This window comes from Bradyrhizobium sp. USDA 223 (genome assembly GCF_044909005.1).
Classification (GTDB): Bacteria; Pseudomonadota; Alphaproteobacteria; order Rhizobiales; family Xanthobacteraceae; genus Bradyrhizobium; species Bradyrhizobium yuanmingense.
Map to the genome: position 1 here is coordinate 5,582,339 of NZ_JBIYDR010000001.1, position 26,033 is coordinate 5,608,371.

At 62.8% G+C, this 26,033-nt stretch carries 26 protein-coding genes and 1 pseudogene; 16 read left to right on the forward strand and 11 right to left on the reverse strand.

Going from position 1 to position 26,033, the window contains the following annotated elements:
* Window positions 1-34: 34 nt before the first annotated feature.
* Complete coding sequence (locus ABIA40_RS25915) at window positions 35-559, reverse strand: Dps family protein (RefSeq protein ID WP_057027720.1); 525 nt, start codon at window positions 557-559, stop codon at window positions 35-37.
* Between the two features lie 105 nt (window positions 560-664).
* Here ABIA40_RS25915 and ABIA40_RS25920 point away from each other — a divergent pair, with 105 nt between their 5' ends.
* The 3 genes and pseudogenes from ABIA40_RS25920 to greA all read left to right on the forward strand — a co-directional run bounded on the left by ABIA40_RS25920 (window position 665) and on the right by greA (window position 5,917).
* Window positions 665-1,366, forward strand: coding sequence for a class I SAM-dependent methyltransferase (locus ABIA40_RS25920; RefSeq protein ID WP_275508069.1), 702 nt, complete (start codon window positions 665-667; stop codon window positions 1,364-1,366).
* Window positions 1,367-1,765: 399 nt separating this feature from the next.
* Window positions 1,766-5,231 (forward strand): annotated as a pseudogene (gene carB / locus ABIA40_RS25925) (carbamoyl-phosphate synthase large subunit).
* 212 nt (window positions 5,232-5,443) lie between these two features.
* Complete coding sequence (greA, locus tag ABIA40_RS25930; protein ID WP_036009537.1) at window positions 5,444-5,917, forward strand: transcription elongation factor GreA; 474 nt, start codon at window positions 5,444-5,446, stop codon at window positions 5,915-5,917.
* Window positions 5,918-6,136: 219 nt separating this feature from the next.
* On the opposite strand, the gene ABIA40_RS25935 is transcribed toward greA, so the two are convergent.
* Window positions 6,137-6,616 carry an Lrp/AsnC family transcriptional regulator gene (locus tag ABIA40_RS25935; RefSeq protein ID WP_271538919.1) on the reverse strand — a complete coding sequence of 160 codons (480 nt, stop codon included), beginning with the start codon at window positions 6,614-6,616 and terminating at the stop codon, window positions 6,137-6,139.
* Window positions 6,617-6,882: 266 nt separating this feature from the next.
* On the opposite strand from ABIA40_RS25935, the gene trxB reads away from it, so the two are divergent.
* From trxB to ABIA40_RS25955, 4 genes are all read left to right on the forward strand, one after another.
* Complete coding sequence (trxB, locus tag ABIA40_RS25940) at window positions 6,883-7,848, forward strand: thioredoxin-disulfide reductase (RefSeq protein WP_036009535.1); 966 nt, start codon at window positions 6,883-6,885, stop codon at window positions 7,846-7,848.
* A gap of 4 nt (window positions 7,849-7,852) precedes the next feature.
* Window positions 7,853-8,776 (forward strand): LysR family transcriptional regulator, encoded by a 924-nt coding sequence (locus tag ABIA40_RS25945; protein ID WP_025032176.1) that lies wholly within the window; start codon window positions 7,853-7,855, stop codon window positions 8,774-8,776.
* A gap of 462 nt (window positions 8,777-9,238) precedes the next feature.
* Window positions 9,239-10,147, forward strand: coding sequence for a 4-hydroxy-tetrahydrodipicolinate synthase family protein (locus ABIA40_RS25950; protein ID WP_404543899.1), 909 nt, complete (start codon window positions 9,239-9,241; stop codon window positions 10,145-10,147).
* Between the two features lie 575 nt (window positions 10,148-10,722).
* Entirely contained in the window at window positions 10,723-10,851 is a 129-nt protein-coding gene (locus tag ABIA40_RS25955; protein WP_260345777.1) for a hypothetical protein, read from the forward strand.
* Window positions 10,852-10,923: 72 nt separating this feature from the next.
* On the opposite strand, the gene ABIA40_RS25960 is transcribed toward ABIA40_RS25955, so the two are convergent.
* Entirely contained in the window at window positions 10,924-11,601 is a 678-nt protein-coding gene (locus tag ABIA40_RS25960) for an AAA family ATPase (RefSeq protein WP_404546355.1), read from the reverse strand.
* 453 nt (window positions 11,602-12,054) lie between these two features.
* The gene (locus tag ABIA40_RS25965) at window positions 12,055-12,405 is read right to left on the reverse strand and encodes a hypothetical protein (RefSeq protein WP_036009533.1); all 351 of its coding nucleotides are present in this window, start codon (window positions 12,403-12,405) and stop codon (window positions 12,055-12,057) included.
* 457 nt (window positions 12,406-12,862) lie between these two features.
* Between ABIA40_RS25965 and ABIA40_RS25970 the strand changes: the two genes are divergently transcribed.
* The 3 genes from ABIA40_RS25970 to ABIA40_RS25980 are packed head-to-tail and all read left to right on the forward strand — an operon-like array spanning window position 12,863 to window position 15,906.
* Window positions 12,863-14,029, forward strand: coding sequence for a CaiB/BaiF CoA transferase family protein (locus tag ABIA40_RS25970; RefSeq protein WP_404543902.1), 1,167 nt, complete (start codon window positions 12,863-12,865; stop codon window positions 14,027-14,029).
* Between the two features lie 2 nt (window positions 14,030-14,031).
* On the forward strand, window positions 14,032-14,955 hold the full coding sequence (locus ABIA40_RS25975; protein WP_404543904.1) for an HpcH/HpaI aldolase/citrate lyase family protein: 924 nt from the start codon (window positions 14,032-14,034) through the stop codon (window positions 14,953-14,955).
* A gap of 6 nt (window positions 14,956-14,961) precedes the next feature.
* Window positions 14,962-15,906: an AEC family transporter gene (locus tag ABIA40_RS25980; protein ID WP_404543906.1), complete on the forward strand. Its 945-nt coding sequence runs from the start codon at window positions 14,962-14,964 to the stop codon at window positions 15,904-15,906.
* 25 nt (window positions 15,907-15,931) lie between these two features.
* On the opposite strand, the gene tenA is transcribed toward ABIA40_RS25980, so the two are convergent.
* A complete protein-coding gene (gene tenA / locus ABIA40_RS25985) occupies window positions 15,932-16,606 on the reverse strand; it encodes a thiaminase II (protein ID WP_404543908.1) in 675 nt (224 codons plus the stop codon).
* A gap of 145 nt (window positions 16,607-16,751) precedes the next feature.
* On the opposite strand from tenA, the gene ABIA40_RS25990 reads away from it, so the two are divergent.
* Entirely contained in the window at window positions 16,752-17,051 is a 300-nt protein-coding gene (locus ABIA40_RS25990) for an AEC family transporter (protein ID WP_275502508.1), read from the forward strand.
* A gap of 335 nt (window positions 17,052-17,386) precedes the next feature.
* On the forward strand, window positions 17,387-17,791 hold the full coding sequence (locus tag ABIA40_RS25995; protein ID WP_157285054.1) for a nuclear transport factor 2 family protein: 405 nt from the start codon (window positions 17,387-17,389) through the stop codon (window positions 17,789-17,791).
* 179 nt (window positions 17,792-17,970) lie between these two features.
* On the opposite strand, the gene ABIA40_RS26000 is transcribed toward ABIA40_RS25995, so the two are convergent.
* Both ABIA40_RS26000 and ABIA40_RS26005 read right to left on the reverse strand, forming a co-directional pair.
* Entirely contained in the window at window positions 17,971-18,672 is a 702-nt protein-coding gene (locus ABIA40_RS26000; protein ID WP_404543910.1) for a vanadium-dependent haloperoxidase, read from the reverse strand.
* Window positions 18,669-19,220 (reverse strand): hypothetical protein, encoded by a 552-nt coding sequence (locus tag ABIA40_RS26005; RefSeq protein WP_404543913.1) that lies wholly within the window; start codon window positions 19,218-19,220, stop codon window positions 18,669-18,671. Before ABIA40_RS26005 ends, ABIA40_RS26000 begins: the two co-directional genes overlap by 4 nt.
* Before the next feature lie 188 nt (window positions 19,221-19,408).
* Between ABIA40_RS26005 and ABIA40_RS26010 the strand changes: the two genes are divergently transcribed.
* Together ABIA40_RS26010 and ABIA40_RS26015 are read left to right on the forward strand one after the other, a co-directional pair.
* Window positions 19,409-19,825: a hypothetical protein gene (locus tag ABIA40_RS26010; RefSeq protein ID WP_404543915.1), complete on the forward strand. Its 417-nt coding sequence runs from the start codon at window positions 19,409-19,411 to the stop codon at window positions 19,823-19,825.
* Between the two features lie 518 nt (window positions 19,826-20,343).
* Window positions 20,344-20,748, forward strand: a complete 405-nt coding sequence (locus tag ABIA40_RS26015; RefSeq protein WP_404543917.1) for a nuclear transport factor 2 family protein — start codon at window positions 20,344-20,346, stop codon at window positions 20,746-20,748.
* Between the two features lie 32 nt (window positions 20,749-20,780).
* Here the strand turns inward: ABIA40_RS26015 and ABIA40_RS26020 are convergent, their stop codons facing one another.
* From ABIA40_RS26020 to ABIA40_RS26030, 3 genes are all read right to left on the reverse strand, one after another.
* Window positions 20,781-21,278: a DinB family protein gene (locus ABIA40_RS26020; RefSeq protein ID WP_271538939.1), complete on the reverse strand. Its 498-nt coding sequence runs from the start codon at window positions 21,276-21,278 to the stop codon at window positions 20,781-20,783.
* An 81-nt stretch (window positions 21,279-21,359) separates the two neighbouring features.
* Complete coding sequence (locus ABIA40_RS26025) at window positions 21,360-21,836, reverse strand: RES family NAD+ phosphorylase (RefSeq protein ID WP_271538941.1); 477 nt, start codon at window positions 21,834-21,836, stop codon at window positions 21,360-21,362.
* 9 nt (window positions 21,837-21,845) lie between these two features.
* Window positions 21,846-22,310, reverse strand: coding sequence for an antitoxin Xre/MbcA/ParS toxin-binding domain-containing protein (locus tag ABIA40_RS26030; protein ID WP_271538943.1), 465 nt, complete (start codon window positions 22,308-22,310; stop codon window positions 21,846-21,848).
* A gap of 702 nt (window positions 22,311-23,012) precedes the next feature.
* On the opposite strand from ABIA40_RS26030, the gene ABIA40_RS26035 reads away from it, so the two are divergent.
* Complete coding sequence (locus ABIA40_RS26035) at window positions 23,013-23,945, forward strand: hypothetical protein (protein WP_404543921.1); 933 nt, start codon at window positions 23,013-23,015, stop codon at window positions 23,943-23,945.
* Window positions 23,942-24,214, forward strand: coding sequence for a helix-turn-helix domain-containing protein (locus ABIA40_RS26040; RefSeq protein ID WP_404543923.1), 273 nt, complete (start codon window positions 23,942-23,944; stop codon window positions 24,212-24,214). Before ABIA40_RS26035 ends, ABIA40_RS26040 begins: the two co-directional genes overlap by 4 nt.
* On the opposite strand, the gene ABIA40_RS26045 is transcribed toward ABIA40_RS26040, so the two are convergent.
* The gene (locus ABIA40_RS26045) at window positions 24,123-26,015 is read right to left on the reverse strand and encodes a DNA cytosine methyltransferase (protein ID WP_404543925.1); all 1,893 of its coding nucleotides are present in this window, start codon (window positions 26,013-26,015) and stop codon (window positions 24,123-24,125) included. The two genes, ABIA40_RS26040 and ABIA40_RS26045, sit on opposite strands and share 92 nt — an antisense overlap.
* Window positions 26,016-26,033: the final 18 nt, after the last annotated feature.

Here is a 26,033-nt window from a genome sequence, read left to right on the forward strand (position 1 = left end):
ACGTTTCGCTTTGCCCACCCTACGAAAGCTCGGCCTACGCCTCGTTGCCGCCTTCCTGCCTCGTCGCTTCAAACAGGAACCAGGTGCGGCGCTCGGTCTCGTCGATGAAATTCTCCAAAATGCTGGCGCTGGCAACGTCGCCGGCCTCGTCGCAGACGTCGTGCGCCTTGCGCATCGCGGCTGCGACGTGCTTGTTGTCCTGCATCAGTTCGCGCAGCATCTCGCGCGGCGGGACGTAGTCCTCGTTGTTGTCCTTGATGGTCTGGAGCTTTGCGACCTGGCCGATCGACCTCAGCGTGGTGCCGCCGATCTTGCGGACGCGCTCGGCGAGCTGGTCGGTGGTGGCGAAGATCTGGTCGGACTGCTCGTCGAGCAGCAGATGGTAATCGCGGAAGTGGCGCCCGCTGATGTGCCAGTGGAAATTCTTGGTCTTCAGATAAAGCGCGAACGCGTCGGCCAGAAGCACGTTGAGCGCCTCAGAGACTTTCTTGACCCCGTCGGGCGACAAATCCGTGGGGGTATCGAGTTCGGGCGAGACCTTGTTGTTGGTTTTGCTCACGGGAGACCTTCCTGTTAGGACGCGGACATTGACGGCGCGCCGCCGCACCCCTAACGCAAGGTGGGCAGCGCGGTTCCTAGATAGGAACCCCTGGGCGGGATACCAATGGACGATTGGATCGATTATTACGACTCGACGCATACGATCTATGTCAGCAAGCTGCATCGCGACTTGCACTTCCAGATCATTGCGCGGGACATCATCGGCTACATCCCCTCGCCCGATGCGACGGTGCTGGACTATGCCTGCGGCGAAGCGCTGTCGGCGAGCCAGGTGGCGGCCGCCTGCGGCATGCTGATCCTGGCCGAGCCCGCGCCGGGCGTGCGCGGCCGGCTGATCGCGCGGTTTGCCCCAAACACCAAGATCCGCGTCCGCTCGCTCGAGGACGTCCGCAAGATGCAGGATCAGTCGATCGATCTCGTCGTGATGAACTCGGTCGCACAATACATGACGCCGGACGAGCTCGATGCGGCGCTATTGAACATCCGCCGCATCCTGAAACCCTCCGGCAAGCTGGTGCTGGGGGACGTTCTACAGCCCAATGTCGGCATGGTCAGGGATGTGATGGCGCTGCTCGGGTTCGGCCTGCGTCACGGATTTCTGAAGGACGCGCTGATCGGGCTGATCAGCACCGCGCTGTCGGATTATCGCCAGCTGCGCTCGAAGATCGGACTGCAGCGCTACAGCGAGGACGAGATCACGGCCAAGCTGAAGGCGGCGGGCTTCGCGGTCCAGCGCGCCCACAGCAATATCGGGCACAACCGCTGGCGCATGACCTTCATCGCGAGGCCGCCTCTGATCCGTTAAGCATAACGATCAGCTGAGGTGGCCTGGCGCACGCCGATCGGGAATAATCCTGATGGCCCGGTGGCGGAAATGTCTACGCGGGGGCGGTGCATCGCTCTTCATCCTGGTTCAAATCCAGGCCGGGTCTCCACGCTTCGCTGGCTTCGCCAGCTTCGGCTCGGCAAGCCCTTCGTAGCGAAGGCTGCCGCGGCGAAGCCCAACGGGCGAAGCCGGGCGCGCTCGGCAGAGTCCCAAACCCCTGAAAATTGGCGGTTGATGGGCGTTTTTCGGGGTTTCGCCGCTCCAAAAACTGGTTTAAGACCCACCCGCGCGCGAGGGAGACCCCCGCGCTCTCGCCAAATGGGGACGCGCGGCAAGCGCGCCCTTTTTTTGTGCCCAGATCCCAGCCCGTGAGCGGTGATGCCCAAACGAACCGACATCTCGACCATCCTGATCATCGGCGCCGGTCCCATCGTGATCGGCCAGGCCTGCGAGTTCGACTATTCGGGCACCCAGGCGGTGAAGACGCTGAAGGAGGAGGGCTATCGCATCGTCCTCGTCAATTCCAACCCGGCCACCATCATGACCGACCCGGAATTGGCCGATGCGACCTATATCGAGCCGATCACGCCCGAGATCGTCGCCAAGATCATCGAGAAGGAACGTCACGTCGTCCCCGGCGGCTTCGCGCTGCTGCCGACCATGGGTGGCCAGACCGCGCTGAACTGCGCGCTGTCGCTGCGCCGGCAGGGCACGCTGGAGAAGTTCGACGTCGAGATGATCGGCGCCACCGCCGACGCCATCGACAAGGCCGAAGACCGCCAGCTGTTCCGCGAGGCCATGACCAAGATCGGGCTCGAGACGCCGAAGTCCCGGCTCGCCAACGCCTCCGAGCTGAAGAAGTCGTTCCGCGAGAAGTATCAGGCCGCGCGCGCAAAAGCTTCGGGCGCCGAGCTCGAAGAGCTCGACCGGCAATGGACGCTCGGCGAGAGCGAGCGTCGCAAGCGCTACCAGGAATACGCCTTCGGCCAGGCCATGATGGCGCTGTCCGAGATCGGCCTCCCTGCGATCATCCGCCCCTCCTTCACGATGGGCGGCACCGGCGGCGGCATCGCCTACAACAAGGAAGAGTTCTCTCGACATCATCGAGCGCGGCCTTGACGCGTCTCCCACCAACGAAGTGCTGATCGAGGAGTCCGTGCTCGGCTGGAAAGAGTACGAGATGGAGGTGGTGCGCGACAAGAAAGACAATTGCATCATCGTCTGCTCGATCGAGAACCTCGATCCGATGGGCGTGCACACCGGCGATTCCATCACGGTGGCGCCGGCGCTGACGCTGACCGACAAGGAATACCAGATCATGCGCGACGCCTCGCTGGCGGTGCTGCGCGAGATCGGGGTCGAGACCGGCGGCTCCAACGTTCAGTTCGGCGTCAATCCCGAAGACGGCCGCATGGTCGTCATCGAGATGAATCCGCGCGTGTCGCGCTCCTCCGCGCTGGCCTCGAAAGCCACCGGTTTTCCGATCGCCAAGGTCGCCGCCAAGCTCGCGGTCGGCTACACGCTCGACGAGATCGCCAACGACATTACCGGCGGCGCGACGCCGGCCTCGTTCGAGCCGACCATCGACTACGTCGTCACCAAGGTGCCGCGTTTTGCCTTCGAGAAATTCCCGGGCGCCTCGACCACGCTGACCACCTCGATGAAATCGGTCGGCGAAGTCATGGCGATCGGCCGCACCTTCCAGGAAAGCCTGCAAAAGGCGCTGCGCGGGCTCGAGACGGGATTGACCGGCCTCGACGAGATCGAGATCGAGGGCCTCGGCCGCGACGACGACAAGAACGCGATCCGCGCCGCGCTCGGCACTCCGACGCCGAACCGCATCCTCCAGGTCGCCCAGGCCATGCGGCTCGGCTGGTCGAACGAGGACATCTTCAACTCCTGCAAGATCGATCCGTGGTTCCTCGCCGAGATGCGCGGCATCGTCGAGATGGAGGACAAGGTCAGGAAGAACGGCCTGCCTGGCAACGCCTTCGGCATGCGCACGCTGAAAGCCATGGGCTTCTCCGACGCGCGGCTCGCCGTGCTGGCCGAGACGACGGAGGCCGAAGTCAAGGCGAAGCGCCACGCGCTCGGCGTTCACCCGGTATACAAGCGCATCGACACCTGCGCGGCCGAGTTCGCCTCGCCGACCGCCTACATGTACTCGACCTATGAGGCGCCGTTCGCCGGCCTGCCCGCGGACGAGAGCGCGCCGTCCGACAAGAAGAAGGTCATCATTCTCGGCGGCGGTCCCAATCGCATCGGCCAGGGCATCGAGTTCGACTATTGCTGCTGTCACGCCTGCTTCGCGCTGCATGACGCCGGCTACGAATCCATCATGGTCAACTGCAATCCGGAGACGGTGTCGACCGACTACGACACCGCCGACCGGCTCTATTTCGAGCCGCTCACCGCCGAGGACGTGCTGGAGATCATCGCCAAGGAGCGCAGCAAGGGCACGCTGCACGGCGTGATCGTGCAGTTCGGCGGCCAGACCCCACTGAAGCTGGCGCGTGCGCTGGAAGCCGCCGAAGTGCCGATCCTCGGCACCTCGCCCGACGCCATCGACCTCGCCGAGGACCGCGACCGCTTCAAGCGCGTGCTCGACAAGCTGCGCCTCAAGCAACCGAAGAACGGCATCGCCTATTCGGTCGAGCAGGCCCGCCTCGTCTCCGCCGATCTCGGCCTGCCGCTGGTGGTGCGCCCGTCCTACGTGCTCGGCGGCCGCGCGATGCAGATCATCCGCGAGGAGAACCAGCTCAACGATTATCTGCTCGGCACGCTGCCGGAGCTGGTGCCGGCCGACGTCAAGGCACGCTATCCGAACGACAAGACCGGGCAGATCAACACCGTGCTCGGCAAGAACCCGCTGCTGTTCGACCGCTATTTGTCGGACGCCACGGAAATCGACGTCGACTGCCTGTGCGACGGCAAGGACACCTTCATCGTCGGCATCATGGAGCACATCGAGGAAGCCGGCATCCATTCCGGCGACAGCGCCTGCTCGCTGCCGCCGCACTCGCTCGATGCGGAAATGATCGAGGAGCTGGAGCGGCAGACCCGCGAGCTCGCGCTCGGCCTCGACGTCATCGGCCTGATGAACGTGCAATACGCCATCAAGGACGGCGAGATCTACGTGCTCGAGGTCAATCCGCGCGCCTCGCGCACCGTGCCGTTCGTCGCCAAGGTGATCGGCACGCCGGTCGCCAAGATCGCCGCGCGCATCATGGCCGGCGAGAAACTTGCCGATTTCAAGCTGAAGAAGGCGGCGCTCAAGCACGTCGGCGTCAAGGAATCGGTCTTCCCGTTCGCGCGCTTCCCTGGCGTCGACACCGTGCTCGGCCCCGAGATGCGCTCGACCGGCGAGGTCATGGGGATCGACCGCTCGTTTGCGGTCGCCTTCGCGAAGAGTCAGCTCGGCGGCGGCACGCGGGTGCCGCGCAAGGGCACTGTGTTCGTCTCGGTGCGCGAAAGCGACAAGACGCGCATCGCGGATGCCGTGCGCGAATTGCATTCGCTCGGCTTCAAGGTGCTGGCGACCTCGGGCACGGCGCGCTTCCTGACCGACCAGGGCATCCCGACCGAGAAGGTGAACAAGGTGCTGGAAGGGCGGCCGCACATCGTCGATGCCATCACCAATGGCGACGTCCAGCTCGTCTTCAACACCACCGAAGGGCCGCAGGCGCTGGCCGACAGCCGCTCGCTGCGGCGCGCGGCCCTCTTGCATAAAGTGCCATATTACACCACTCTTTCCGGGGCCGTGGCGGCCGCGCAGGGCATCCGCGCCTATTTGGGCGGGGACCTTGAGGTTCGTACCCTGCAGAGCTACTTTTCGGAAACCTGATCGCTAGCGGCAGCGAAGCTTCCGCTAAGTGATTGGCAATGAAGCCACAATGGCCGGAGGAACTGTCCGGCCAGGTGGTAGTTCTGTTCCGGCGCTAAAGCCCATATCTGTCAAGGTCCGGCAGCCCCTCTTTGGGCTCTGGAGGACTGACGAATCAAGGTTGCGGCGCCCATCCGCATTCTGGGGCGCACGATCGAAGGACGAGAGAGACGATGGAAAAGGTTCCGATGACCCAGGCCGGCTTTGTCGCGCTCGGGGAAGAATTGAAGCAGCGCCAGTCCGTGGACCGTCCGCGGATCATCGAGCATATCGCCGAGGCGCGCTCGCACGGAGACCTGTCGGAGAACGCGGAATATCATGCCGCGAAGGAAGAGCAGTCGCACAATGAGGGCCGCATCGCCGAGCTCGAGGACAAGCTCGCGCGCGCCGACATCATCGACATCTCCAAGCTCTCCGGCGATACCATCAAGTTCGGCGCCACCGTGACGCTGGTCGATGAGGACACCGAGAAGAAGACGGTGTGGCAGATCGTCGGCGAGGTCGAGGCGGACGCCAAGAAGGGCCGGATCTCGATCACCTCGCCGCTCGCACGCGCATTGATCGGCAAGAAGAAGGGCGCCACGGTCGAGGTCAACACGCCGGGCGGCGCCAAGGCGTACGAGATCACCAAGGTGGAGTGGCGGTAAGGACTTGCCGCTGCGTCTGCTGACATTTCGAAAAGGCCGCGCAGTGCGCGGCCTTTTTGTTTCTGCGTCTGGTGTCCCGGACGCGCTGCAACGCCCTTAGCGTTGCTGCGCAGAGCCGGGACCCAGAAGGCAGCACGGCACGCGGTGAGATGGGCCCCGGTTCTGCAGCGCACCGCTGAAGAAGCGCTGCGCTGCGTCCGGGGCACGAGTTCGCGCGACCTACCGCCGTCCCTTGACCTCGAGCGGCACGGCCGCCTCGTACTTCGAATTGTGCAGCACCAATGACGTGCGCACGTTGCGGACATGCGGCGCCGCGGTGAGGTGCGTGACGAAATCCTGGAAGGTCGCCATGTCGGGGGCGACGCATTTCAGGATGAAATCGACCTCGCCGGACAGCATCCAGCATTCCCGCACCAGGGGCTCGGCGCGGACGAACTCCTCGAACGCGCGCAAATCTCCTTCGGCCTGGCTGGACAGGTGCACGGCGGCGAAAACGGTGACGTCGAAGCCCAGCTTGCGTGCGTCCAGGAGGCCGCGATAGCCGTGGATGTAACCCTCCTCCTCCAGCGCCCGGACGCGGCGCAGACAGGGGGGCGGCGAGATGCCGACGCGCTTGGCCAGCTCGACATTGGTGATTCGACCGTCGGCCTGAATCTCTGTGAGAATTTTCAGGTCGATCTCGTCTAGGTTCCGCGACACGTGATTGGAACTCCTGGCCTTTGCGGCGGTATTGGGTGATTTGTCGAAATCCTCATAGCGCAATCCTCACCGCCGGCGCAATTTTATTGCGCGTGCAGCGCAATCGACTTTTGTTCCCTGTTGGAAAAATCCGCCGATAGGGAATGCAATTCTTGCATGGCTCGCCAGATTGCTTAGATTAGCTCTGATATTTCAGCGCCTCCGCTAGGCCTCCCGGCACATTCCGCGCCCGCGCTGCAAATCCCCCGTGAAAGGCGTCCATCGAAATGTCCGCTCCTGTTCATGCAAAGGTCGTCATCATCGGCTCCGGCCCGGCTGGCTACACCGCCGCGATCTACGCCGCGCGCGCGATGCTTGAGCCGATCCTGATCCAGGGCATCCAGCCCGGCGGCCAGCTCACCATCACAACCGACGTCGAGAACTATCCAGGCTTCGCCGACGTGATCCAGGGCCCCTGGCTGATGGAGCAGATGGAGAAGCAGGCGGTCCATGTCGGCACCAAGATCGTCTCCGACCTGGTGACCAAGCTGGAGACGGCCCAGCGGCCGTTCCGCCTCACCTGCGACAGCGGCGACGTCTATCTCGCCGAGACCGTGATCCTGGCCACCGGCGCGCAGGCGCGCTGGCTCGGGCTGCCGTCGGAAGCCAAGTTCCAGGGCGGCGGCGTGTCGGCCTGCGCCACCTGCGACGGCTTCTTCTACCGTGGCAAGGAGGTGATCGTGGTCGGCGGCGGTAACACCGCGGTCGAGGAAGCACTGTACCTCACCAACCATGCCTCGCAGGTCACGATCGTGCATCGTCGCGATCATTTCCGGGCCGAGCGTATCCTGCAGGAGCGCCTGTTCAAGCATCCGAAGATCAAGGTGATCTGGGACGCCGCGGTCGACGAGATCTGCGGCACCGAGAACCCCAATAAGGTCACCCATGTCCGGCTCAAGAACGTCAAGACCGGCGCGCTGACGGACGTCAAGGCCGACGGCATCTTCATCGCCATCGGGCATGCGCCGGCGACCGAGCTTGTCAAGGATCAGGTCAAGCTGAAACCCTCCGGCTATATCGAGGTCGCTCCGAACTCGACCGCGACCTCGGTGCCCGGCCTGTTCGCCGCCGGCGACGTCGCCGACGAAACCTATCGCCAGGCCGTGACGGCCGCCGGCCTCGGCTGCATGGCCGCACTCGAAGCCGAACGTTTCTTGGCCCTTCGCGCCAGCGAGCGCGCGGCAGCGGAATAGAATCATGCCCCGAACACGCGACGGATTTACGGATATGGACTGGGACAAGCTGAAGGTGTTTCACGCCGCGGCGGAAGCGGGCAGCTTCACGCATGCGGGCGAGCAGCTCGGCCTGTCGCAATCGGCGGTGTCGCGCCAGGTCTCGGCGCTGGAGCAGGAGCTCTCGGTCTCGCTGTTCCACCGCCACGCCCGCGGGCTGATCCTCACCGAGCAGGGCGACCTGTTGTTCCGCACCGCGCATGACGTGTTCATGCAGCTGCAGGCGGCGCGCGCCAAGCTGACCGACAGCCGCGAGCGGCCGAGCGGCGATCTCAAGATCACCACCACGCCCGGCGTCGGCATCAACTGGCTGATCCCGCGGCTCGGCGAGTTCACCGCGCTCTATCCGGAGATCCGCATCTCGCTGATCGTCACCGACGAGGAGCTCGATCTGTCGATGCGCGAGGCTGACGTCGCGATCCGCACCCGCAAGCCGACGCAGCCGGATCTCATCCAGCGCAAGCTGTTCGCGATGGGCTTCCACGCCTATTGCTCGCCGGAATACATCAAGCGCTTCGGCACGCCGCGCACGCTGGAGGAGCTCGACTCCCACCGCATCATCACGCTCTCGGACGGCAACTTCGCGCCGCACCTGCAGAACCGCAACTGGCTGATCGAAGCCGGGCGCAACGGCTCGGGTCCGCGCGAGGCCTATTTCAAGGTCAACAACATCCTCGGTCTCGTGCGCGCCTGCGCGCAGGGCCTCGGCATTGCCGCCCTGCCCGATTACCTCGTCGAGGAGCAGAGCAAGCTCGTGCAGCTGTTCGGCGAGTCGGATTCGATCCAGCTCGACACCTACTTCGTCTATCCCGAGGAGTTGAAGACGGTCGCGCGCGTACAGGTGTTCCGTGACTTCGTGGTGAGCAAGGCGCAACGCTGGCCGTCCTGATTTCCGCATGACTGACATGCGGCCTCGGCTGTTGCTGCAAGGCACTCGGCAAGCTCATAATGTTTGCACGCTGAGCCTTCGCGTTGCGCATTTGTCCCCCTCCTCCAGTGGCGCGGGAGTTCAGTAATCCCTCTTGGAAGGTGATTGTGTCGGCCTCACGTGGCCAATACCTAAGCCGGGCCCTCGGGTCCGGCTTTTTTTCGTCCAAAATATTGCTTCGCCCTGCGCGTGTATTGACAGTTCCACGCCTACCCCGCATCATTGGCCTATGATCACGAAGTCGTGCGCAATCTCGTTCGAGGCCATCGTCTCGAAAAAAGGGCCCCATCCCGGGGCCTCGGATTTTTGCGCGCGCTAGCCGACTTCGTCATCGCTGCAAATCTTCGAAAACCCCGCCGCCTGGACGGGGTTTTTTCATGTGCCCTCCGTCTCAGGCATTTTTCCCGAGAAGGAGATGGAAACATGACCGGACTACGAGATCACTTGCACGGGCTGTGGTTGCCGCTGGTGACGCCGTTCCAGGACGGCGCGCTGGACGAGAGGTCGCTGCGGCGGCTGACCCGGCACTATTGCGCGCACGGCATCGACGGCCTCATCCTGGGCGCGACCTCCGGTGAAGGCATGACGCTGCGCGCAGCCGAGCTCGAACGTCTCGTCGCCGTGGTGCGGGAGGAGATGGCGGCCGCCGGCCGCAACCTGCCGATCTGCCTCGGACTGTCGGGCGCGGACACCTCGCGTCTGCAGGAGCGCCTCGACGAGACCGCGGACTGGCCGATCGACGGTTACCTGATCGCCAGCCCCTATTATGTGCGGCCGTCGCAGCGTGGCCTGCTGGCGCATTTCGAGGCGCTCGCCGACCACGCCGCATGGCCGATCGCGCTCTACAACATTCCCTATCGCTGCGCCGTCCACGTCACCAACCAGACCATGCTGCGCCTTGCCGAGCACAAGAACATCGTCGGCCTGAAGGATTGCGGCGCGAGCCGGGAGCAATCGATCGCGCTCTTGCGCGACCGGCCGAAGGGCTTTCGCGTGCTCACCGGCGAGGACGCCAATTATTTCGAGGCGCTCGGTGACGGCGCTGACGGCGGCATCGTGCTCTCAGCCCATGTCGAGACCGCGACCTTCGCGGCAATTTATAGCGAGCACAAGCGCGGCAACCACGATGCGGCGCAGGCGCGCTGGGACGAGGTCGCCGAGCTGACGCGGCTGTTGTTCGCCGAGCCGAGCCCCGCGCCGGCGAAGTATTGGCTGTGGCGGTCCGGCCTGATCGACAGCCCGGAGGTGCGCCTGCCGATGGTGGAAGTGAGCAGCGAGCTCGCGGCAACGATCGATCGCGAGATCGAGCGACGGATGACGATCGCGGCGTAGTGCTTCTTTCGCCTCTCCCCGCTTGCGGGGAGAGGCCGGAATTTGCGCCTGCGCAAATTCCGGGTGAGGGGGAGCCTCTGCGAGTCCAGCCGCCAAAGCATTTGCGGAGACAGCCCCTCACCCCACCCTCTCCCCGTAAGAACGGGGAGAGGGTGCGAGAGAGCGCGGCGCGTGGTTAACCGCGCCCCAACGGCCTTCGCAGCTGCCGCAATCCGTATCCACGTCTCGTTTACGTGACTGCGCCTATCGTTCTGTCCAAAGTTACCGAAGGGGAAATGACCATGGGGTAGCGCACCCGGCCAACGGCCGCGAGCCAGTTCGCGCCCGCCGATCTCTTGAAGGGAATTCTCGTCGTCTCGTCGTTCGGGTTCTGGGCCGTGATGCTCGGCCTGATGCCGGTGCTGCTGTTTCGCGTCTGGCTGGTCGGCTGAAGCTGCGCGCGGGATGGTTAATCCGTGGTAGCACCTGTGTTCGAAATGCACGGGCAGATGCGATCCGGATCTTAAAACATCGCTGCTATCACCGACGCCCATAGCGAAGAAATCGCGGGGGCGTTTGTGAATAGTCAGAATGAAATGGCGTCGCATTTCGACGCCGAACAGCAGGGCTTCAGCACCGAGGACATTCTCTGGGCCGTCGGCATCTGGTCGGTGATCCTGACCCTGTCGCCGGTCATCGTGTTCTACATGCTGATGGTGGCGTGAGGACAAGCCCAGAAACGCAAAACGCGCGGACATTCCCGCGCGTTTTTCGCCGTTCGGAATGACCAATGCAAATTAAGCTGCCTGCTTGTGCATTGCGCCGGAGGCCGACGCGGTGCCACGGATAGCCTTCACCGAACGCTCGATCGCCGCCCACAGCCTGGCGATTTCCTGAGCCGCACGGCTCTCGGCCTGATACTCGCGCGCGCCTTCGCCGTGGCTGAGCGCCATCAGCAGATCCGAACGATTGGTGATCTGGCCGCCCCACACCGGAGCGCGGAATTTCGCTAGGGCTTCGCGGGCGATGGTGACGATCGGGCTTTCGACTTCGTCGCGCTTGGCCGGGGCGCCGTTGAGCACGACCGCGTAGGGCTTGCGCGCGGCGCGACACATCTGGATGGTTTCCTGCACGGCGTTGACGTCGAACACGCCGGGACGCGCCGGGATGACCACCATGGTGGCATTCTTGATCGCGTCGTCGACGACGGCCGACAGGTTCGGCGGCGTGTCGATCAACACCCATTCATAACCGTCGCGCTTGGCTGCGGAGACGATGCCGCTGACGGAGTTGACGGCAGCCTTGATCGGGGGCTCGTTGGTGCCCCGGAGCTTGTGCCACAGCGTCAGGGAGCCCTGCGGATCGGCGTCAACCAGCATGACCTGCTTGCTCGCCTTGATCTGCGCGGCGAGATGCGCGGCGAGGGTACTCTTGCCCGAACCGCCTTTACGAGATGCAAAAACAATGACGTTCATACCTTCCGCCTCCAGATTGACCCCAGGCCGCGAAAATGAATCAGTGCGCTGATTCGTGAAAGAAAAATTTGTCGGGAGCTGCGCGACAGCCACGAAATAACAAGACGTGTTGGCTTTTGAGTCACACTGCTTCGCAGGACGGAGACACGGGCCGCATCGAAATGCCGCTCGTGCGCGCGTCTGTGCGTTTTTTGAGCAACGCGCGGGACAAAGTGGAATGCAACCTTGCCGCGCAAATCTGCCCGCGCATCTTTTCAGGCGGCCCCGTCGATCGACGCAACCCCGCGCGTCGTGCGAACAAAACGAGTCCGCTGGCTGCCCGCGAAGCCGATGTCAGGGCCGGAACGAGGAAGGCGCGCGGTTGCGCGCCTTCGGCGGAGTTTCAAACCGGGAACGCGCTGCCGGGCGCTCAGCCTTGGTCGCTGGGCGCTCAGCCTTTTGGTCGCTGGGCGCTCAGCCTTGGCTGGATTTCTTCTTCGGCGCCGGCTTGGCGGTCTTCTTCGCAGCCTTGGGCGCGATCTGGGTCGGCTTGCCGGCGCGCTGCTCGCGCGGCGCCGGTCCGCGGCGGAAGAACACCGCGCATTGCGGCGAGAGCTGCGCCTTCTTCTTGATCATGCAGGCGGTGATGGCGTCGACGTTCGGGACGAACTCGCCGCACAGCCGCATCGCATCCGGCGTGCAGGCCTGCTGCTCCTCCTGGGTGTAGGCGAAGCCGGCGCGCGGCAGCGCCAGGATGGCCAGGGCAAGCGCGAGGCTTGCAACGGCCAAGGGCTTTGCAAAGGACTTGAAGCGAAACGCCGGCATCGATCCCCCCACATCACGAGTCAGCGCGAATAGTGGGTGAACGGCGGTTCGTTGGCAACCGAGGGCAAGTGCGAAAGCCGGCACGTGTGCGCTCTCGGCAACAGGGTGGGGTGGGCCCCATCTCCACCGTGTCATCCCCGCGAAGGCGGGGATCCAGTGTTCCAGAGACGCTCAACGTTCCCGAGAGGCCGCGGTGTACTGGATCCCCCGCCTGCGCGGGGGATGACAGCTGTGGGCGGGAGAGTCTGGCCCTCCAAAACAAAAGTGCGAAAACAACCCCATGCACAGTAGCCAAGTCATTGCAAACGCTCACGTCGCCGAAATTTAGGATTTTTCGAAGCAAGATTTGACTTGTCGGGCAAAACAGGGGCATCATGTCACCCTCAAAAAGATGCGCGTGGGGTGGCCGGCCTGTCTCCTGCGCTGGTCGAAAAGCGCACACGAGGAGGACACTCACATGACGGGGAATGAGGCGGAGCTGCCGCTGTCGGGTGTAACGGTGGTTTCGCTGGAGCAGGCGATCGCGGCGCCGCTGGCGAGCCGGCACCTCGCCGATTGGGGCGCGCGGGTGATCAAGATCGAGCGGCCGGGCAGCGGCGATTTCTGCCGCGACTACGATCATGTGATGAACGGCATGTCGAGCCAGTTCGTCTGGACCAACCGTTCCAAGGAAAGCCTTGCGATCGACATCAAGAGCCCCGAGGGGCGCAAGGTGCTCGACGCGCTGCTGCCGCGCACCGATGTATTCATCCAGAACCTCGCGCCCGGCGCGGCGGAGCGGCTCGGCCTCGATGCCGCTTCGCTGCTGCGCAGGTTTCCGCGCCTCATCGCTTGCGATGTCTCGGGCTATGGCTCTGGCGGGCCTTACAGCGACAAGAAGGCCTATGATCTCTTGGTGCAGTGCGAGGCCGGCGTGCTCGCCATCAACGGCACCGAGGCCGAGCCGGCCAAGGTCGGGCTATCAGTCGTCGACATCGCCACCGGCATGTACATCCTGAACGGCGTGCTGATGGCGCTGTACGCCCGCGAGCGGACGGGCAAGGGCACGGCGTTCCAGGCCTCGCTGTTCGATTCCATCACGGACTGGATGAGCTATCCGGCGTTCTACACTGAGAGCACGGGCCGGCCGCTGCCGCGCACCGGCGCCAAGCATGCGACGATCGCGCCTTACGGCCCGTTCCGCGTCGGCGACGGCAACACGATCTTCTTCGGCATCCAGAACGATCGGGAATGGCGCTCGCTGTGCCTGATCGTGCTTGATGATGCCGACTTTGCCGACGACCCGCGCTTCCGCACCAATCCGCTGCGCATGCAGAACCGCGACGAGCTGCAAGCGCATATCGAGCGGCGCTTTGCAGCCATGACCAGCGCGGAGGTGTTGCGCCTGCTGGACGAAGCCGCGATTGCCAACGCGCACCTGAACTCGGTCGAGGCCTTCCTCCAGCATGAGCAGCTGCATGCCCGCGCGCGGGTGAGAAGCGTGGGATCGCCGTGCGGTCCGGTGATGAGCTTCCTGCCCGCGCTCACCATTCCCGGCGTGACGCCGCGCATGGACCCGGTGCCTGATGTCGGCGAGCACAACGCGTCGATCCTCGGCGAACTCGGCCTCAGCAAGGAGGCGTGACAATGGTCTCGCTCCGGCCGACGCGGGCCTATCTCGCCGTTCCCGCGCATCGCGCCCGTCTCGTCGCCAAGGCTGCGGCATCATTGGCGGACGCGGTGTTCATGGACCTCGAGGACGCCGTGCCGCCCGCCGAGAAGGGCGTTGCGCTGGCGGAGGCCGCCCGCGCGCTATCCTCGCTCGACTGGGGCAGCAAGCATGTCGCGGTCAGGCTCAATGCCGTCGACAGCCCGTTCATCGCAGAGGAGATCCGCGCTCTGGCGGCCCTGCCCCGGCTGGATGCTGTGATCGTGCCGAAGGCGGAGCGGGTGAGCGACATCGTCGCCATGGCCGATCAGCTGCGCGCAGCCGCGTCCGATCGCGCCGCGCCTGTTACGCTCGAGCTGCTGATCGAGACGGCGCTTGGCCTCGTCAATGTCGACGCCCTCGCCGCGTGCCACGACAGCGTGGCCGCGCTGCATCTCGGCGTCGGCGACCTCGCGGCCTCGCTCGGCGCCCGCACCTCCGACATCGGCATCTCGCCGGATGGCTATCGCCACGTCGGCTCAGCGCAAAGCGGCTACGCCACAGCGCCGCTCGACCTGTTCGCCTATCCCATGATGCGCCTGCTGGTCGCCGCCCGCGCGCACGGCCTGCGGGCGATCGATGGCCCCTGCGGCGCGTTCCGCGATGCTGGGCTGACCGAGGCCAGCGCGCAAAAGGCCGCCGCGATGGGCTTTGACGGCAAGCAGGTGATCCACCCCGACCAGATCGAGCCGACGCTGCGCGCGTTCACGCCCTCGGCCGAGGAGCTGGAAGAGGCGCGGCGGGTGGTCGAGGCGATGGAGCAAGCCGAAGCGCAAGGCCAGGGCGCGGTGACGCTGGACGGCAAGATGATCGACTATGCCAATGTGCGCATGGCGCGGAGGATCATTGGGCTGGGGTCGTAGAGGCGCATGGCCACCTTGCTGATCGTCGCGCCGGTGTTTGCGCTGATCGCGGCCGGCTATGCCGCTGTGCTGTTTCGCTTCGTCTCGGAGGTCGCTCACAAGGGCATCAGCGAGTTCGCCTTCAGCATCGCGATCCCTGCCCTCCTCTTCCGCACCATCGTCGTCTCGGAATTCCCCGACGTCAGCCCCTGGCGAATGTGGGGCGCCTATTACGGCGCGCTGGCGCTGACCTGGATCGCGGCGCTCATGATCTCCGCACTCCTGCGCGGGCGGCGCGGCAGCAGCGAGGACGGCGTCGTGTTCGCGATCGGCTCGGTCTACGGCAACATCGTGATGCTCGGCATTCCCCTCGTGCTCTCCGCGCTCGGCAACGAGGCGGCGGGACCCATGGCGCTGATTCTGTCGGTGAACACGCCGCTGCTCTGGCTCTGCGGCATCCTGCAGATGGAGCTGGTCAGCCGCAAGCAGACGGGCTCACCGCTCGCGATCATCTGGCCCGTGATCGCCGACCTAGCACGCAACCCGTTGATGCTGGCGATCGGCTTCGGCGTGGTCTGGCGCCTTGCCGGACTCGGCCTCACCCCCGTCGTCGACAAGACGATCGAGCTGCTGGCGCAGGCGGGCTCGCCGGCGGCGCTGATCGCGCTCGGCATCAACCTGTTCCGCTTCGAGGTGAAGGGCGAGAAGCTGAGCATCCTGGTGATGTGCGCGCTCAAGCTGCTCGCCATGCCGGCCGCGGCGTTCGTGCTGGCCAGACTGCTCGACCTGCCACCCGTCGCCGCCGGCGTCGTCGTGCTGTTCGCGGCGATGCCGACCGGCGCGAACGCCTACATCTTCGCGGTGCAGTATCAGCGCCTGGTAAACCCGGTGTCGGGCGCGGTGGCGCTCGGCACCCTGCTGGCGGCGGTGACGTCGCCGGTGGTGGTGTGGGTGGTGGCGGGAGGCAAGTAGGGCGGCCCGTCGATTGCCGACACCGCTATGCACCAGCCTGGCCGGCGCGCCAGGCCATCTCCCAGAAGTCTGCCTCCAGGCGGGTGGCTTCCTTGAAGATCGCAATCAGCTCGGCCTCGCGGGCCGGCGTGGCGTAGCGATCGGCGAGATGCTCCATATGCGCCTGCGCCCTGGCAGCGACCTCCTGGTAGGGCGCGCCGGCATATTCGTCGATCCAGACGCGATAGGCGTTCGTCGCAGCATCCGCACCGGGGCGCGAGACGAGCCTCGTTGCGATCTCCGCGTACCCGATCACGCAAGGAGCAAGCGCGACCTTGAGCGCCAGCAGATCGCCGCGCATTCCCGCATCTAACACATAGCGCGTATAGGCCAGCATCTCGGCCGCCGGAGGGGCTTGTTCAAGGTCGCTCGGGGACAGGCCCCATTCGGCACAGAGCTTCACATGCAGGTTCATCTCGACATCGAGGATGGCCGACAGGCCGGCCGTGGCTTCACGCATGTCGGCAAGCCTGGGCGACTTGTAGACCGCGAGCGCGTAGGCGCGAGCAAACTCGATGAGGAACAAATAGTCCTGAATGAGGTAGTGACGAAACGCCGCTTCGGGGAGCGAGCCGTCCGCCAATCCGTTCGTGAAGGGATGCTCCGTATAGGCCCGCCACTCAGTGGACGCGGCCGTCTTGAGACGTTCGAAAAAACTCACGATCTTTTCCGCCTGCTTGCTTGTCCATCAAACGTCATTGGCTCGCTACCGATAGCGCATTGCGAATGGAGGAGCTACGGTGGCCGCGGACAAAGCCGGCTTTGAGCAACGTTGCGGATGCCCCCCTTCGAGCCGCACTGATCGCTTGGCATCAACCGGCCCCGCTTTCGAGGTGAAGGGCGAGAAGCTGAGCATCCTGGTGATGTGCGCGCTGAAGCTGGCGGCGATGCCGGCAGCCGCGTTCGGGCTGGCCAAGCTGCTCGACCTGCCGCCGGTGGCTGCCGGGGTCATCGTGCTGCTCGCAGTGATGCCGACCAGGGCGAATGCGTACATTTTTGCCGTGCAGTATCAGCGGCTGGTGAACCCGGTCTCGGGCGCAGTGGCACTGGGGACGCTGCTGGCGGCGGCGACGTTGCCGGTGGTGGTGTGGGTGGTGGCGAGCTAGGGGTCGGAAGCTTGGCGGGCGACGCCGCACGGCTTCGCGCCGAATTGCCAATCAGCGCAGGCCGAAGAACGAGAGCACCGCAGCAATCACGACGATCAGCCCGATGATATAGATGATACCGTTCATAGCTAAGCTCCCTCAGCGTTGTCTGTCCTGCCGCAGCTACAAACACCTGGGGCTATGAAAAGGTTCGCCGGTGCTGGCCATCGTTTTCTTCCACAATCGGGGAACGAAGACGAACCGTCCTGCTTCGTCGCGCTGGAGCCGCGCGATCTTTTTGCCTTTGCACGCAAAGGTCGCTAGGCTGCCCCGATACATATTGCAGGGAGGGGCCCATGGCGAACCGCGAAGACATGCTCGCATTGATCAGGGCCGGCTACGCCGCGCGCGACGGCGGCGACACCGATAGCCTGGTGACGGCCTTTCATCCCGAGGGCGCGTTCACCCTGATGGGCGACAAGAGTGCGCTCGAATTGACAGGACGCATGCAGGGCCACCCGACCCTGCGCGAAGCTTTCGGCCAATTCACCAAGGGCTTCGGCTTCGAAGGCCGCGAGATCCTCGCCGAGCTGGTCGACGGCGATCGCGTCGCCGTCCACTCCCGCGTCACCGTGCGATACCACCCGACCGGGAAAGCGGTCAGCACCGAGATCGTGGACCTGTTCACATTTCAGGACGGCAAGATCGCGGAGCTGATCGAGTTTGCGGATACGGCGCAGATCAAGGCGATGATCTCCTGACGGACGATGAGGTTCGATTTGCTTCAGAGCGGGCAGCAAGCCACCATATAAGTGGGCAGAGCACTGGCTGCCTGCCCACCATGTTCGAACGTCGACTTGTTCTGCTATCTCAAGCCTGGATGCCTCGATGTCGAGCGCTTCTCGACCTCTGTGTGTTCGCAGTTTACCTGCACGCCGGCTTACTGCTTCGGTTCAGCTCGCGCTTCCAGCCCGCGAAGCTGTGTCCCGACAACCAAGTCACCGATCTTACGGCCCATGTCCTTTCCGACCTCCGTCGAGAAACGGTAATGGAAACCGGCATAGATGCGGGAATTTGAGACCTCATCGCTATAATCCTGGAGCTTGGTCCATTTGCGAGTCACCCCTGGCGCAGTGGGGCTAGTCATCGTTAGCTCTCCGACTTCATCGCCGGCGATGGACCGGAGAACCGTGGAAACCGCCGCCGATACGATACAGTGGGCACAGGGGTATTCGGGATGCATCGGCGTTTCGCCCAGCGGCAACCAGGACGGTTCGCGTGGCGTCTTCGGATTGTGCGTGATGTCCGCGTTGCGTATGGCCGTCATTGGCCGCCAAAAATTGTAGTGATACTTCGCATCAAGGACGGCAACGATTGCGTCGTTCCCCGCGATCTCGGCGAGGGCGAAGAGACGAGCGCAGTCCACGACGTCCATATTCTTGGCCAATGCGACTTGCCGGACGATTGGATTGAAGCTGGGAGGCCCGACCAGAAACCAGGCTCGCCCGATCGCGGTCTGCTCTGCCGTTCGGGTGGTGCTGTTGCGAGCACCGAGCTCCCGAATTTCGTTGACGTCTCTGGTCCAGATCTCGGAATCAAGCGCCGGTGGCGGCGCTGGACGGAATTGTGAGACCGAAGTCATGACCCAAGGGTCATTGCTCCGACCGTCGTGCCGATCGGCACCACGGTCGGCACATAGGCCCCCGGGCCTGTATAGGGACGATAAGTCTCCTGGACGTCACTGCCGTCATTCCTGCGCAATGCTATCACGCCGGAAGCGGCCATCGTTCCAAGCTCGATTCCATTCGCCTTTCCCTCCGTGTCCGGAATGCCGGAAAGCGATGCATGGAGGGCGGTATCAAGGGCAGATTTCTGGTCCGGATAGATCGTCAGAAGAATGTTGTAGGCCGCAGCAGCCGCCGCCGCTTCCTTGGACGTGGAGCGGCCTGACACGAGATCCAGCTTGTATGGAGTGTATCGCCTGTCGATCGCGTTGACGGCCTCGAACATGGCAACGTGCAGCATCGACATCGTCCGGGCCTGTGGCACAGGCAGGACCTTCTTTTCAGCGGCAATCGCATCTGCTTTCGCATTCCAGTCCATGATGACATCGGCACGCGCAGTGCCGATGCAGACTGCAAGAGTGGCGACAATCAGGAATGGGGATTTCGTTGCAAGAAACGTCTTCATCTTCATGCTCCTCGTTGTTTCAACAGAGAGCGACATCTTGTACGGACGAGCCGCGCAAGAACGTAGAAGTGCAGAGCGATCTTAAGCGTGCAGCAAGTCGGCTGCTGTGAAACAGCTTACACCCGTCGTCGCTTTCCTCGAAAAGACTTTGAGGCGCGCCCAAAGAGTAAGATCGACTGGCTTACCTGATGCACGACCTGCAATCTCGGCAGTCTTCCGAACAATCATTACATCCTTTGCGCATCGGGCTCGCCGACGGCGCTGATCAAGCTCGGCATCTATTCGTTTCGCGAGAGATGAAGAGCGAGCGGCCGAGCATTTTGGTGATGTGTGCCGCTCCGGCTTGCGGCAATGCCGGCTACGTTCGTGCTGGGAAGATTGCTCGACCTGCCGCCGGCGTCATCGTGCTGTTCGCGGCGATGCCGACAGGGGCGAATGTGTACATTCTTGCTGTGCAGTATCAGCGGCTGGTGAACCCTGTCTCGGGCGCAGTGGCGCTGGGGACGCTGCGGCGACGCTGCCGGTGGTGGTGTGGGTGCTGGCGGGAGGGAGAGAGCTGCGCACCGACAGAAATTCAGCTGCCGGGTTTACGCTGCTCGGCATGACCAATCGAAGGCGGGCAATTTGACTTGAGGCTAGGCAGCCCAGTCCAAGATCGCGTCGATGAAGGTCCGAGCCTGGCGGATCGCGTCGAGCCTCGTCGCACAGACACCGACCGACACTGTTCGGCCCTTTCCGACAGTCCACTTCTAACCAGCCGGGTAGCTCATTTGAACAATCGAGAAGCTTACGCCGCGATGTTCCACGGAGAACCTCCGCTAACATGTTGCCGTGTCTGAGAAAGGCTACTCCAAATGGCCAATTTGTCCAGCCGAGCCAAGTCCCAATTCGCTCGCACGGCTTGGATATAAGCGTTCGGGAGAGCGTCGCCCGTTGTGGAGCTTCGTGCACTTTCACCGAAATACCGGCTGGTGACCCCGTCTCTGGTGGTCCTAGGGGCGGCGATGACGCTGCCGGTGGCGGTGCGGATGGTGGCGGGTGGAAGGTCGTGCAGCACAGTTCAATCATTTTGCCTTTGCACGCAAAGGTCGCTAGGCTCCGCTGATACGTCAGGGAGGGTAACATGGCACAACGCGAAGAGATGCTTGCAACCGTCAGGCGCGCTTACGCTGCACGCGACAACGATGACGCTGAGGGTTTGGTATCAGAGTTTGATCCCAAGGGTCTGTTCACCTTGATGGGCGACAAGAATGCGCTCGAATTGACGGGAAGCGTGGAGGGACACCCGAACCTGCGTGGTGCCTTCAGCAAATTGATCGAAGACTTCGGCTTCGAAGGCCGCGAGATCCTGGCTGAGCTGGTCGACGGCGACCGTGTCGCCATCCATTCCCGCGTCGACGTTCGATACCGTCCAACCGGCCAGGTTTCCAGCACCGAGATTCTGGACCTATTCAGGCTTCAAGACGGCAAGATCGTTGAGCTGATCGAGTTTGCGGATACGGCGCAGGTAAAGGCGATGATCTCCTGACACGCGATGAGATGGATCGAAGCGTCCTCGCGCTACGCCAGAAGATGAATGTCAGTCGGCTCCGGGTCTGCACCCGCGGCCGTCAACATCGCGTGGACCTGACCTCGATGGTGGGTCTGGTGATTGAAGAGTTGAATAGCAACGAGCGTCTTTGGCTTCTCGATTCGAGTTGAGCCGTCCCCGGGATACCAAACAAGCATCCCGTTCAGGTCCGCGTCGCGCAATCGCGCTGACCACGCTTCGATTTCCTCGTTCCGTTGCAAGCGGAGCGCCTTGAAGGCATCCCAATCCGAAGGACTTGTGAGGGAATGCTTGATCGTTTCCTCTGGACGCGCGTTTCCCTTCAGCCGCTCCAGAATCAGGGCATCAGCCCAATAGAGATGGTTCAACGTCGCTGCGATCGACCGGAAGAACGCCCCTCGATCCTTCCAGCGATCCTCGTGGGTCAGCCCGTCGGCGGTCGTTACCAAAGAGGCGTTCTGCCAAGTGTTGTAGCGGGCCATAAGGCGGCAATAGTCGGCTGAGATCATTTTCTCGAGCTCCAAGATTGGCGATGTTGGCTGATCTCGGGATGTTTGCCCAGACGTGCGCAAAGCAGGAAACCATCAACCTCAGACTTTGCCCGTTCGCAGCCCAAACAGCCGCTCGTCGTGAGGATAGCGCCCGACATGAGACACGCGGATGCGCGCCGCATCCACGTGTCTCGGATTGAGGAGATAGTTCTGCGCAAACGGTACGATGACCGACGGCACCGACACCACGGCCGTGCGCATCTCGTCGAACCACGGCCTCAACACATCGCGTGTCACCCTGGGATCCCCGGCCCAATTCGGCGATACTCTCTCAATATCGCCCAAGCTCACCTTTTCGACAGCCAGGTTATCAGGCACGTCAATACGAAGCAGTTGGTAGCTGGTCGGCAAGTCCTCCACATCGATTTCCAGATGCACCATCACTTCGAGTAGCGCCGAAGCCGGATGATCCGCGGCGTAGACAACGTGCCGGCCGCGATCGTGCCAGCGGCCGTCGGCCTTCAGGCCGCCAATACCGGAAAGATCATCGAAATTAGAGATCCGCCAGATCCGCACGCCGAATCCTCAAGCGAGGATGCCGTGGTCGATCCGATGCAACATCTCCTCGACCACGCGCGCGCCCGCTTCCGTCGCGAGATAGGCAAGTGGCGTCTCCCCGCCGAGTGCCTTCTTCGGCTTGCGCAGCCAGCGGTGCGCCTTTGCGACCTCGCCAAACACGTTTGCGGCGAGCCGGTCGACCCGCGCGAGCCGAACGGCCTTGTCGGTCTCCTCGACCGTCAACGGCTCGCCGTCCGACAGCCGCCGCGCGAGCGTGCGCTTGGGCACGACGAGCGCGTGGATTTCGTCATCGCTGTAATTGGCAAGGCGTTTGAGCGCAGCGGGCTCGATGCGGAAGAGGCTGTTGGCATCGATGACGACGTCGAACAGCTCGGCCGAGGAGTGCGCTTCATCCGCGGTTCTGGCGAGCCCGAGCGACGGCGCATCGGTGATTGTCGAGAGCCCCGTGACCGCATCGAAATGCCCTCGCACGACAACGGCGCCGGGTTGCGGTTGATAGGTCGGGTCCGGCTCGGCCGCGGAGAGGCGTTCAGGCTGTGCCGACTTGCGAGACTTGTAAGGAGATTTACTAGACCCCCTCTTATGGTCAGGCCGCTGAGTAAGGGCCGACACTGCAATCGCCTTGATCTGCTTGCTAGTCAGGGAGCCGGGGGCGCGAACGCCTCGCGAAGAAACTCGAGCGACGCCTTTGCCACTGCGCTCGTTCTTACCCATGGTTTCTGCCTCGGCAAGCCCTGTGCCAAATGCCTTAAGAACTCGGCCAATTGGCATCTAAGCACAGGCAGCGATGGATTCAAGCCTCGTCGCAGTTGGGCTCAGCCCCACAATCCCACCGGCGATCGCCAAGTCGCGCGGTCAGCAATGCTCCCCGCCCACACTGTGGACAGTCTAACAATGCGTCGAAACTCAGCGATCGGAGAAATGCTGCATCGCGCGCCAATCATTGCGATCATTGGTACAGTTGGGTGGGAACCACGAACCAGCCGCATCAGCATTGAAAAGACTAGCGAATTTGTGCTCGCGTCAGCCTCTTTTGTAGCAGGATTTTGTATTTTGCAACATGGTGTTAGCGAGCTTCAGCAACCCGAAACGCCTGTGGCTTGAATACTATAGTCTGTCGACCAGTAGCTGCGCCTTCTTTCAGATGCCCCCGTTTTTGGGTGGGAGGGGCTCTTGAAGGTGACGGCCGTAGCACAACCGGGTTCGGTTAGCGCGGCAATCAGCACCCAAGTCTCCCAGGCGGTCACAGCTGCCCTGCAGGCCGTGCGAACGCTTGGCAACGACTTCATAGTCAACGACAGCCTTTGGTTCGCGGAGAATGACCGCGGCAGGGTGACGCCCTGCGTGATGAACTCAGCGGCGTTCATCAGCAAGACCTTTCTCGCCCACCTTGAAGGTCTGGGGTGGACCAAAGAGAAGGAACTGCTTGAGCAGAGGATCGACGCATACGTCGAGCTCAGGACGGAGGGCCCGACTTACCGCATCGCGGCGGACCGCTTTGTCGCTTACTTTCAGTCGTTCTTAATCACGCCCGAAGGCGCGACGGCGCTCAGCGAAGCTGGAACACTGGATCGCCTGTTTACGAAGCTCTACGGCGCGTACGTGAGCCGACCTTTCGTCTATCCCGATGGTCTCCCGGTCCACCTGCAAGCCTACGCGGTTCCAAGCTCAGAGCCCCTGACTGTAAGGGTGGGGCTGGAGTTCGAAACAGGAAACATCGCGAGCTCGTTCCGTTCCCTCTACAAGCTGGGTTTTCTGTATGGAGAGGGCGAGATTGACGCGGGCGTATTCATAACGTCCATCGATAAGAACACTTGCGCCTGTCGCATCTGGCCCGTGTCCAATCGCAATGGCAGCTTCCAGGAGCTGAAGCAGCGAAACTACAAGCGGATGGTTGTGCTTCCGCTCTGGGAATTTGGTTTCGCTCCAGACGGATTCTCTCACAAGGCATCTTTCCTCGGCAGTGACAGTCAGCTTTTCGAGCCAGTAAGCACGTCAAAGACCCTCACGGGGAGAGACGGCAACAAGTACGAGGTCTTCACCGGCGAGCGCGGAAAAAAGATACTCAGGCCGGTCGAAACGTCGGTGCAAGTGCTTGCAACATGAGCGAGCTCAGCAAAGCGTTCGGGCTTCTCCTCAGTGCCCTCCGTCAACAGGCGGGAGCATCTCAGGAGGAGCTGGCATTCTCAGCTGGGGTCCACAGGACGTATATCAGCCAGCTAGAGAGGGGCCTTAAGAGCCCGTCACTTGAGACGATTTTCCTGCTCGCACACGCGCTCGGAGTTAAGCCGACCGAGCTGCTGCCGCCTTACTCGGAAAAGCCTCAGAGGAGGCGTGCGAAACGCGGAAAGCGCTCTCGGAAGCACGGGCCTTAACAAGGCGCGATAATTGATCAGCCGGACTGAAGATGTGCACCTTCTTCGCCGCTCGAGTTCGTCCCCCTGTCGGCCACTCAGGAGAAATAAACCGGCTGTCGGAATTGACCTCCACCCAGTGCGTATCCTCGTTAATCAGCGCCGCACAATAGGCGGTGAGCACCAGCGCAGCAGCGAGCCTAACGCGCAGCCCTCGGTCCGGCACTATGCGTGACTTGCCCGACAGTGGCATGAACGTGTTTGCATACTTCTGCGCTGGAAAGTGCCTGTCTACAAGCTGGGAGAGTTCGTCGACGACCTGCTCAGGACCAAGAGGGCCAACACATCTTCCCGTCCAGTTTGCCTGCAGCGTGCTTGCATCAGGCACCCTCCCCACGAGCCGCTTCTCCGCTTCCCCCAACATCGCCTCAAATCGCTTGGCAACTTCGCGGTTCACAGCGCAATACGATGCCACCTCTTCCAGCGCGGCTTCGATAGAGAAGGTTTCGGTCTTTAGGTTCTTGCTGCCTTCACCGACGTAAAGACGGGCTTTCCACAAAAGGATGTGATTGCCTTTTGCGAGTTGAGCGAGCATCGGTTCGTTGATGCCCGAGTTGTCTAGCTCTACCCGACAGCCCCTCACTTCCTTCCCGGGGACCAACTCCCCGAACCTTCGGTTCACGGGGAACACGGCGGGCTTGAGCCGAGGAGGCCTTAGGCTTGCGGGAGGTGACAGCTCGCTTGGCCTCGTAGCCAGAAGCGGGCCCTTGAGCTCGTTGTGTCCTTCAAGCCTGCGAATCTCCTGCCCGATAAGGTAGGAAAGCCGAGGGGGCACCGCATCGCCCGCCAACCGATATCTGGCGTTCAAGCTGCCACCGAAGAATTGGTACGAAATCGGAAAGCTCTGGAGGGTAGCGCACTCCCGAACGGTTGCGCGCCGAAACAAAGTCCTCCCTTTTGCGACGGCACCTATCACCAGTGTTTCTCGGCCGAGCTGTGTGGCTACCACAGTTCGAGCGGGCCGGCCCTCCTCGTCAGGGAATGCCATTTTTCCCATGAAAGGATGCGCGACCTTAGCGTTTCTAATATTCCTGGTCTCACGCTCGTTGAGCAACACCGGATGAAAATGGTCCGTGAGTTCCTCGCGCGGAAGCTCAAACCCATAATTTGGATCTGTGACAACACCAGAGCCTTTCGCTCTGAGGGGGTCGGGCAATGCGCGCAAAATCCCCCCTAGCGTCACCCATGGCAAGCGAGCTTTCTCAGAGCTGCCGAACAGATCGGGAGAGCTAGTTTGTGCGGTATGTGTGGGTTGGGGTACGGGAAAATTCCCCATCAAAAATCGTCTGCGCGCTTGCGGCACTCCGAAATCGGCACAGTCAAAATACGTGCGTACCGGCACATGCAAGCTACCGGGCTTGTTCACTCCAATCCACCTCAGAGGTATCTCTTCTGGTAGATGAAGCACAATCCGTGGGACGTTCTCCATAATCCAGTATCGGGGGGAACGCTCGTAGACCACGCGCAGGTATTCCTGCACAAGTCTCAGCCCCTCAAGGATGTTGCCCTTTGATCCTTTTGAGCTCGAAAATTCGATGCACGGAGGTCCTCCGACGAGCACATCGAATTCAGGCAAGCTGTCGGGATCAAAACCCGTCACATCTGCTCGGACGACTGTCGCCTCGGGATGGTTTTTTGCAAACGTGTCCGTTGCCGCACGATCCTTATCGAGCGCATACACCGACACCAGTCCAGCCTGCCTGAGCCCCTCGCTGATGCCACCGGGACCACAGAATAGGTCGACAACCCTAAGCGTTTTCAAAAGGAGCTCCTTACGGCC

Bases quoted from the DNA above. Each gene is read 5' to 3' on its own strand.
- ABIA40_RS25920 (WP_275508069.1), top strand. From the start codon at position 665: ATGGACGATTGGATCGATTATTACGACTCGACGCATACGATCTATGTC.
- greA (WP_036009537.1), top strand. From the start codon at position 5,444: ATGGAAAAGGTTCCGATGACCCAGGCCGGCTTTGTCGCGCTCGGGGAA.
- trxB (WP_036009535.1), top strand. From the start codon at position 6,883: ATGTCCGCTCCTGTTCATGCAAAGGTCGTCATCATCGGCTCCGGCCCG.
- ABIA40_RS25945 (WP_025032176.1), top strand. From the start codon at position 7,853: ATGCCCCGAACACGCGACGGATTTACGGATATGGACTGGGACAAGCTG.
- ABIA40_RS25950 (WP_404543899.1), top strand. From the start codon at position 9,239: ATGACCGGACTACGAGATCACTTGCACGGGCTGTGGTTGCCGCTGGTG.
- ABIA40_RS25955 (WP_260345777.1), top strand. From the start codon at position 10,723: ATGGCGTCGCATTTCGACGCCGAACAGCAGGGCTTCAGCACCGAGGAC.
- ABIA40_RS25960 (WP_404546355.1), bottom strand. From the start codon at position 11,601: ATGAACGTCATTGTTTTTGCATCTCGTAAAGGCGGTTCGGGCAAGAGT.
- ABIA40_RS25965 (WP_036009533.1), bottom strand. From the start codon at position 12,405: ATGCCGGCGTTTCGCTTCAAGTCCTTTGCAAAGCCCTTGGCCGTTGCA.
- ABIA40_RS25970 (WP_404543902.1), top strand. From the start codon at position 12,863: ATGACGGGGAATGAGGCGGAGCTGCCGCTGTCGGGTGTAACGGTGGTT.
- ABIA40_RS25975 (WP_404543904.1), top strand. From the start codon at position 14,032: ATGGTCTCGCTCCGGCCGACGCGGGCCTATCTCGCCGTTCCCGCGCAT.
- ABIA40_RS25980 (WP_404543906.1), top strand. From the start codon at position 14,962: ATGGCCACCTTGCTGATCGTCGCGCCGGTGTTTGCGCTGATCGCGGCC.
- ABIA40_RS25995 (WP_157285054.1), top strand. From the start codon at position 17,387: ATGGCGAACCGCGAAGACATGCTCGCATTGATCAGGGCCGGCTACGCC.
- ABIA40_RS26000 (WP_404543910.1), bottom strand. From the start codon at position 18,672: ATGACTTCGGTCTCACAATTCCGTCCAGCGCCGCCACCGGCGCTTGAT.
- ABIA40_RS26005 (WP_404543913.1), bottom strand. From the start codon at position 19,220: ATGAAGACGTTTCTTGCAACGAAATCCCCATTCCTGATTGTCGCCACT.
- ABIA40_RS26010 (WP_404543915.1), top strand. From the start codon at position 19,409: ATGCACGACCTGCAATCTCGGCAGTCTTCCGAACAATCATTACATCCT.
- ABIA40_RS26015 (WP_404543917.1), top strand. From the start codon at position 20,344: ATGGCACAACGCGAAGAGATGCTTGCAACCGTCAGGCGCGCTTACGCT.
- ABIA40_RS26020 (WP_271538939.1), bottom strand. From the start codon at position 21,278: ATGATCTCAGCCGACTATTGCCGCCTTATGGCCCGCTACAACACTTGG.
- ABIA40_RS26040 (WP_404543923.1), top strand. From the start codon at position 23,942: ATGAGCGAGCTCAGCAAAGCGTTCGGGCTTCTCCTCAGTGCCCTCCGT.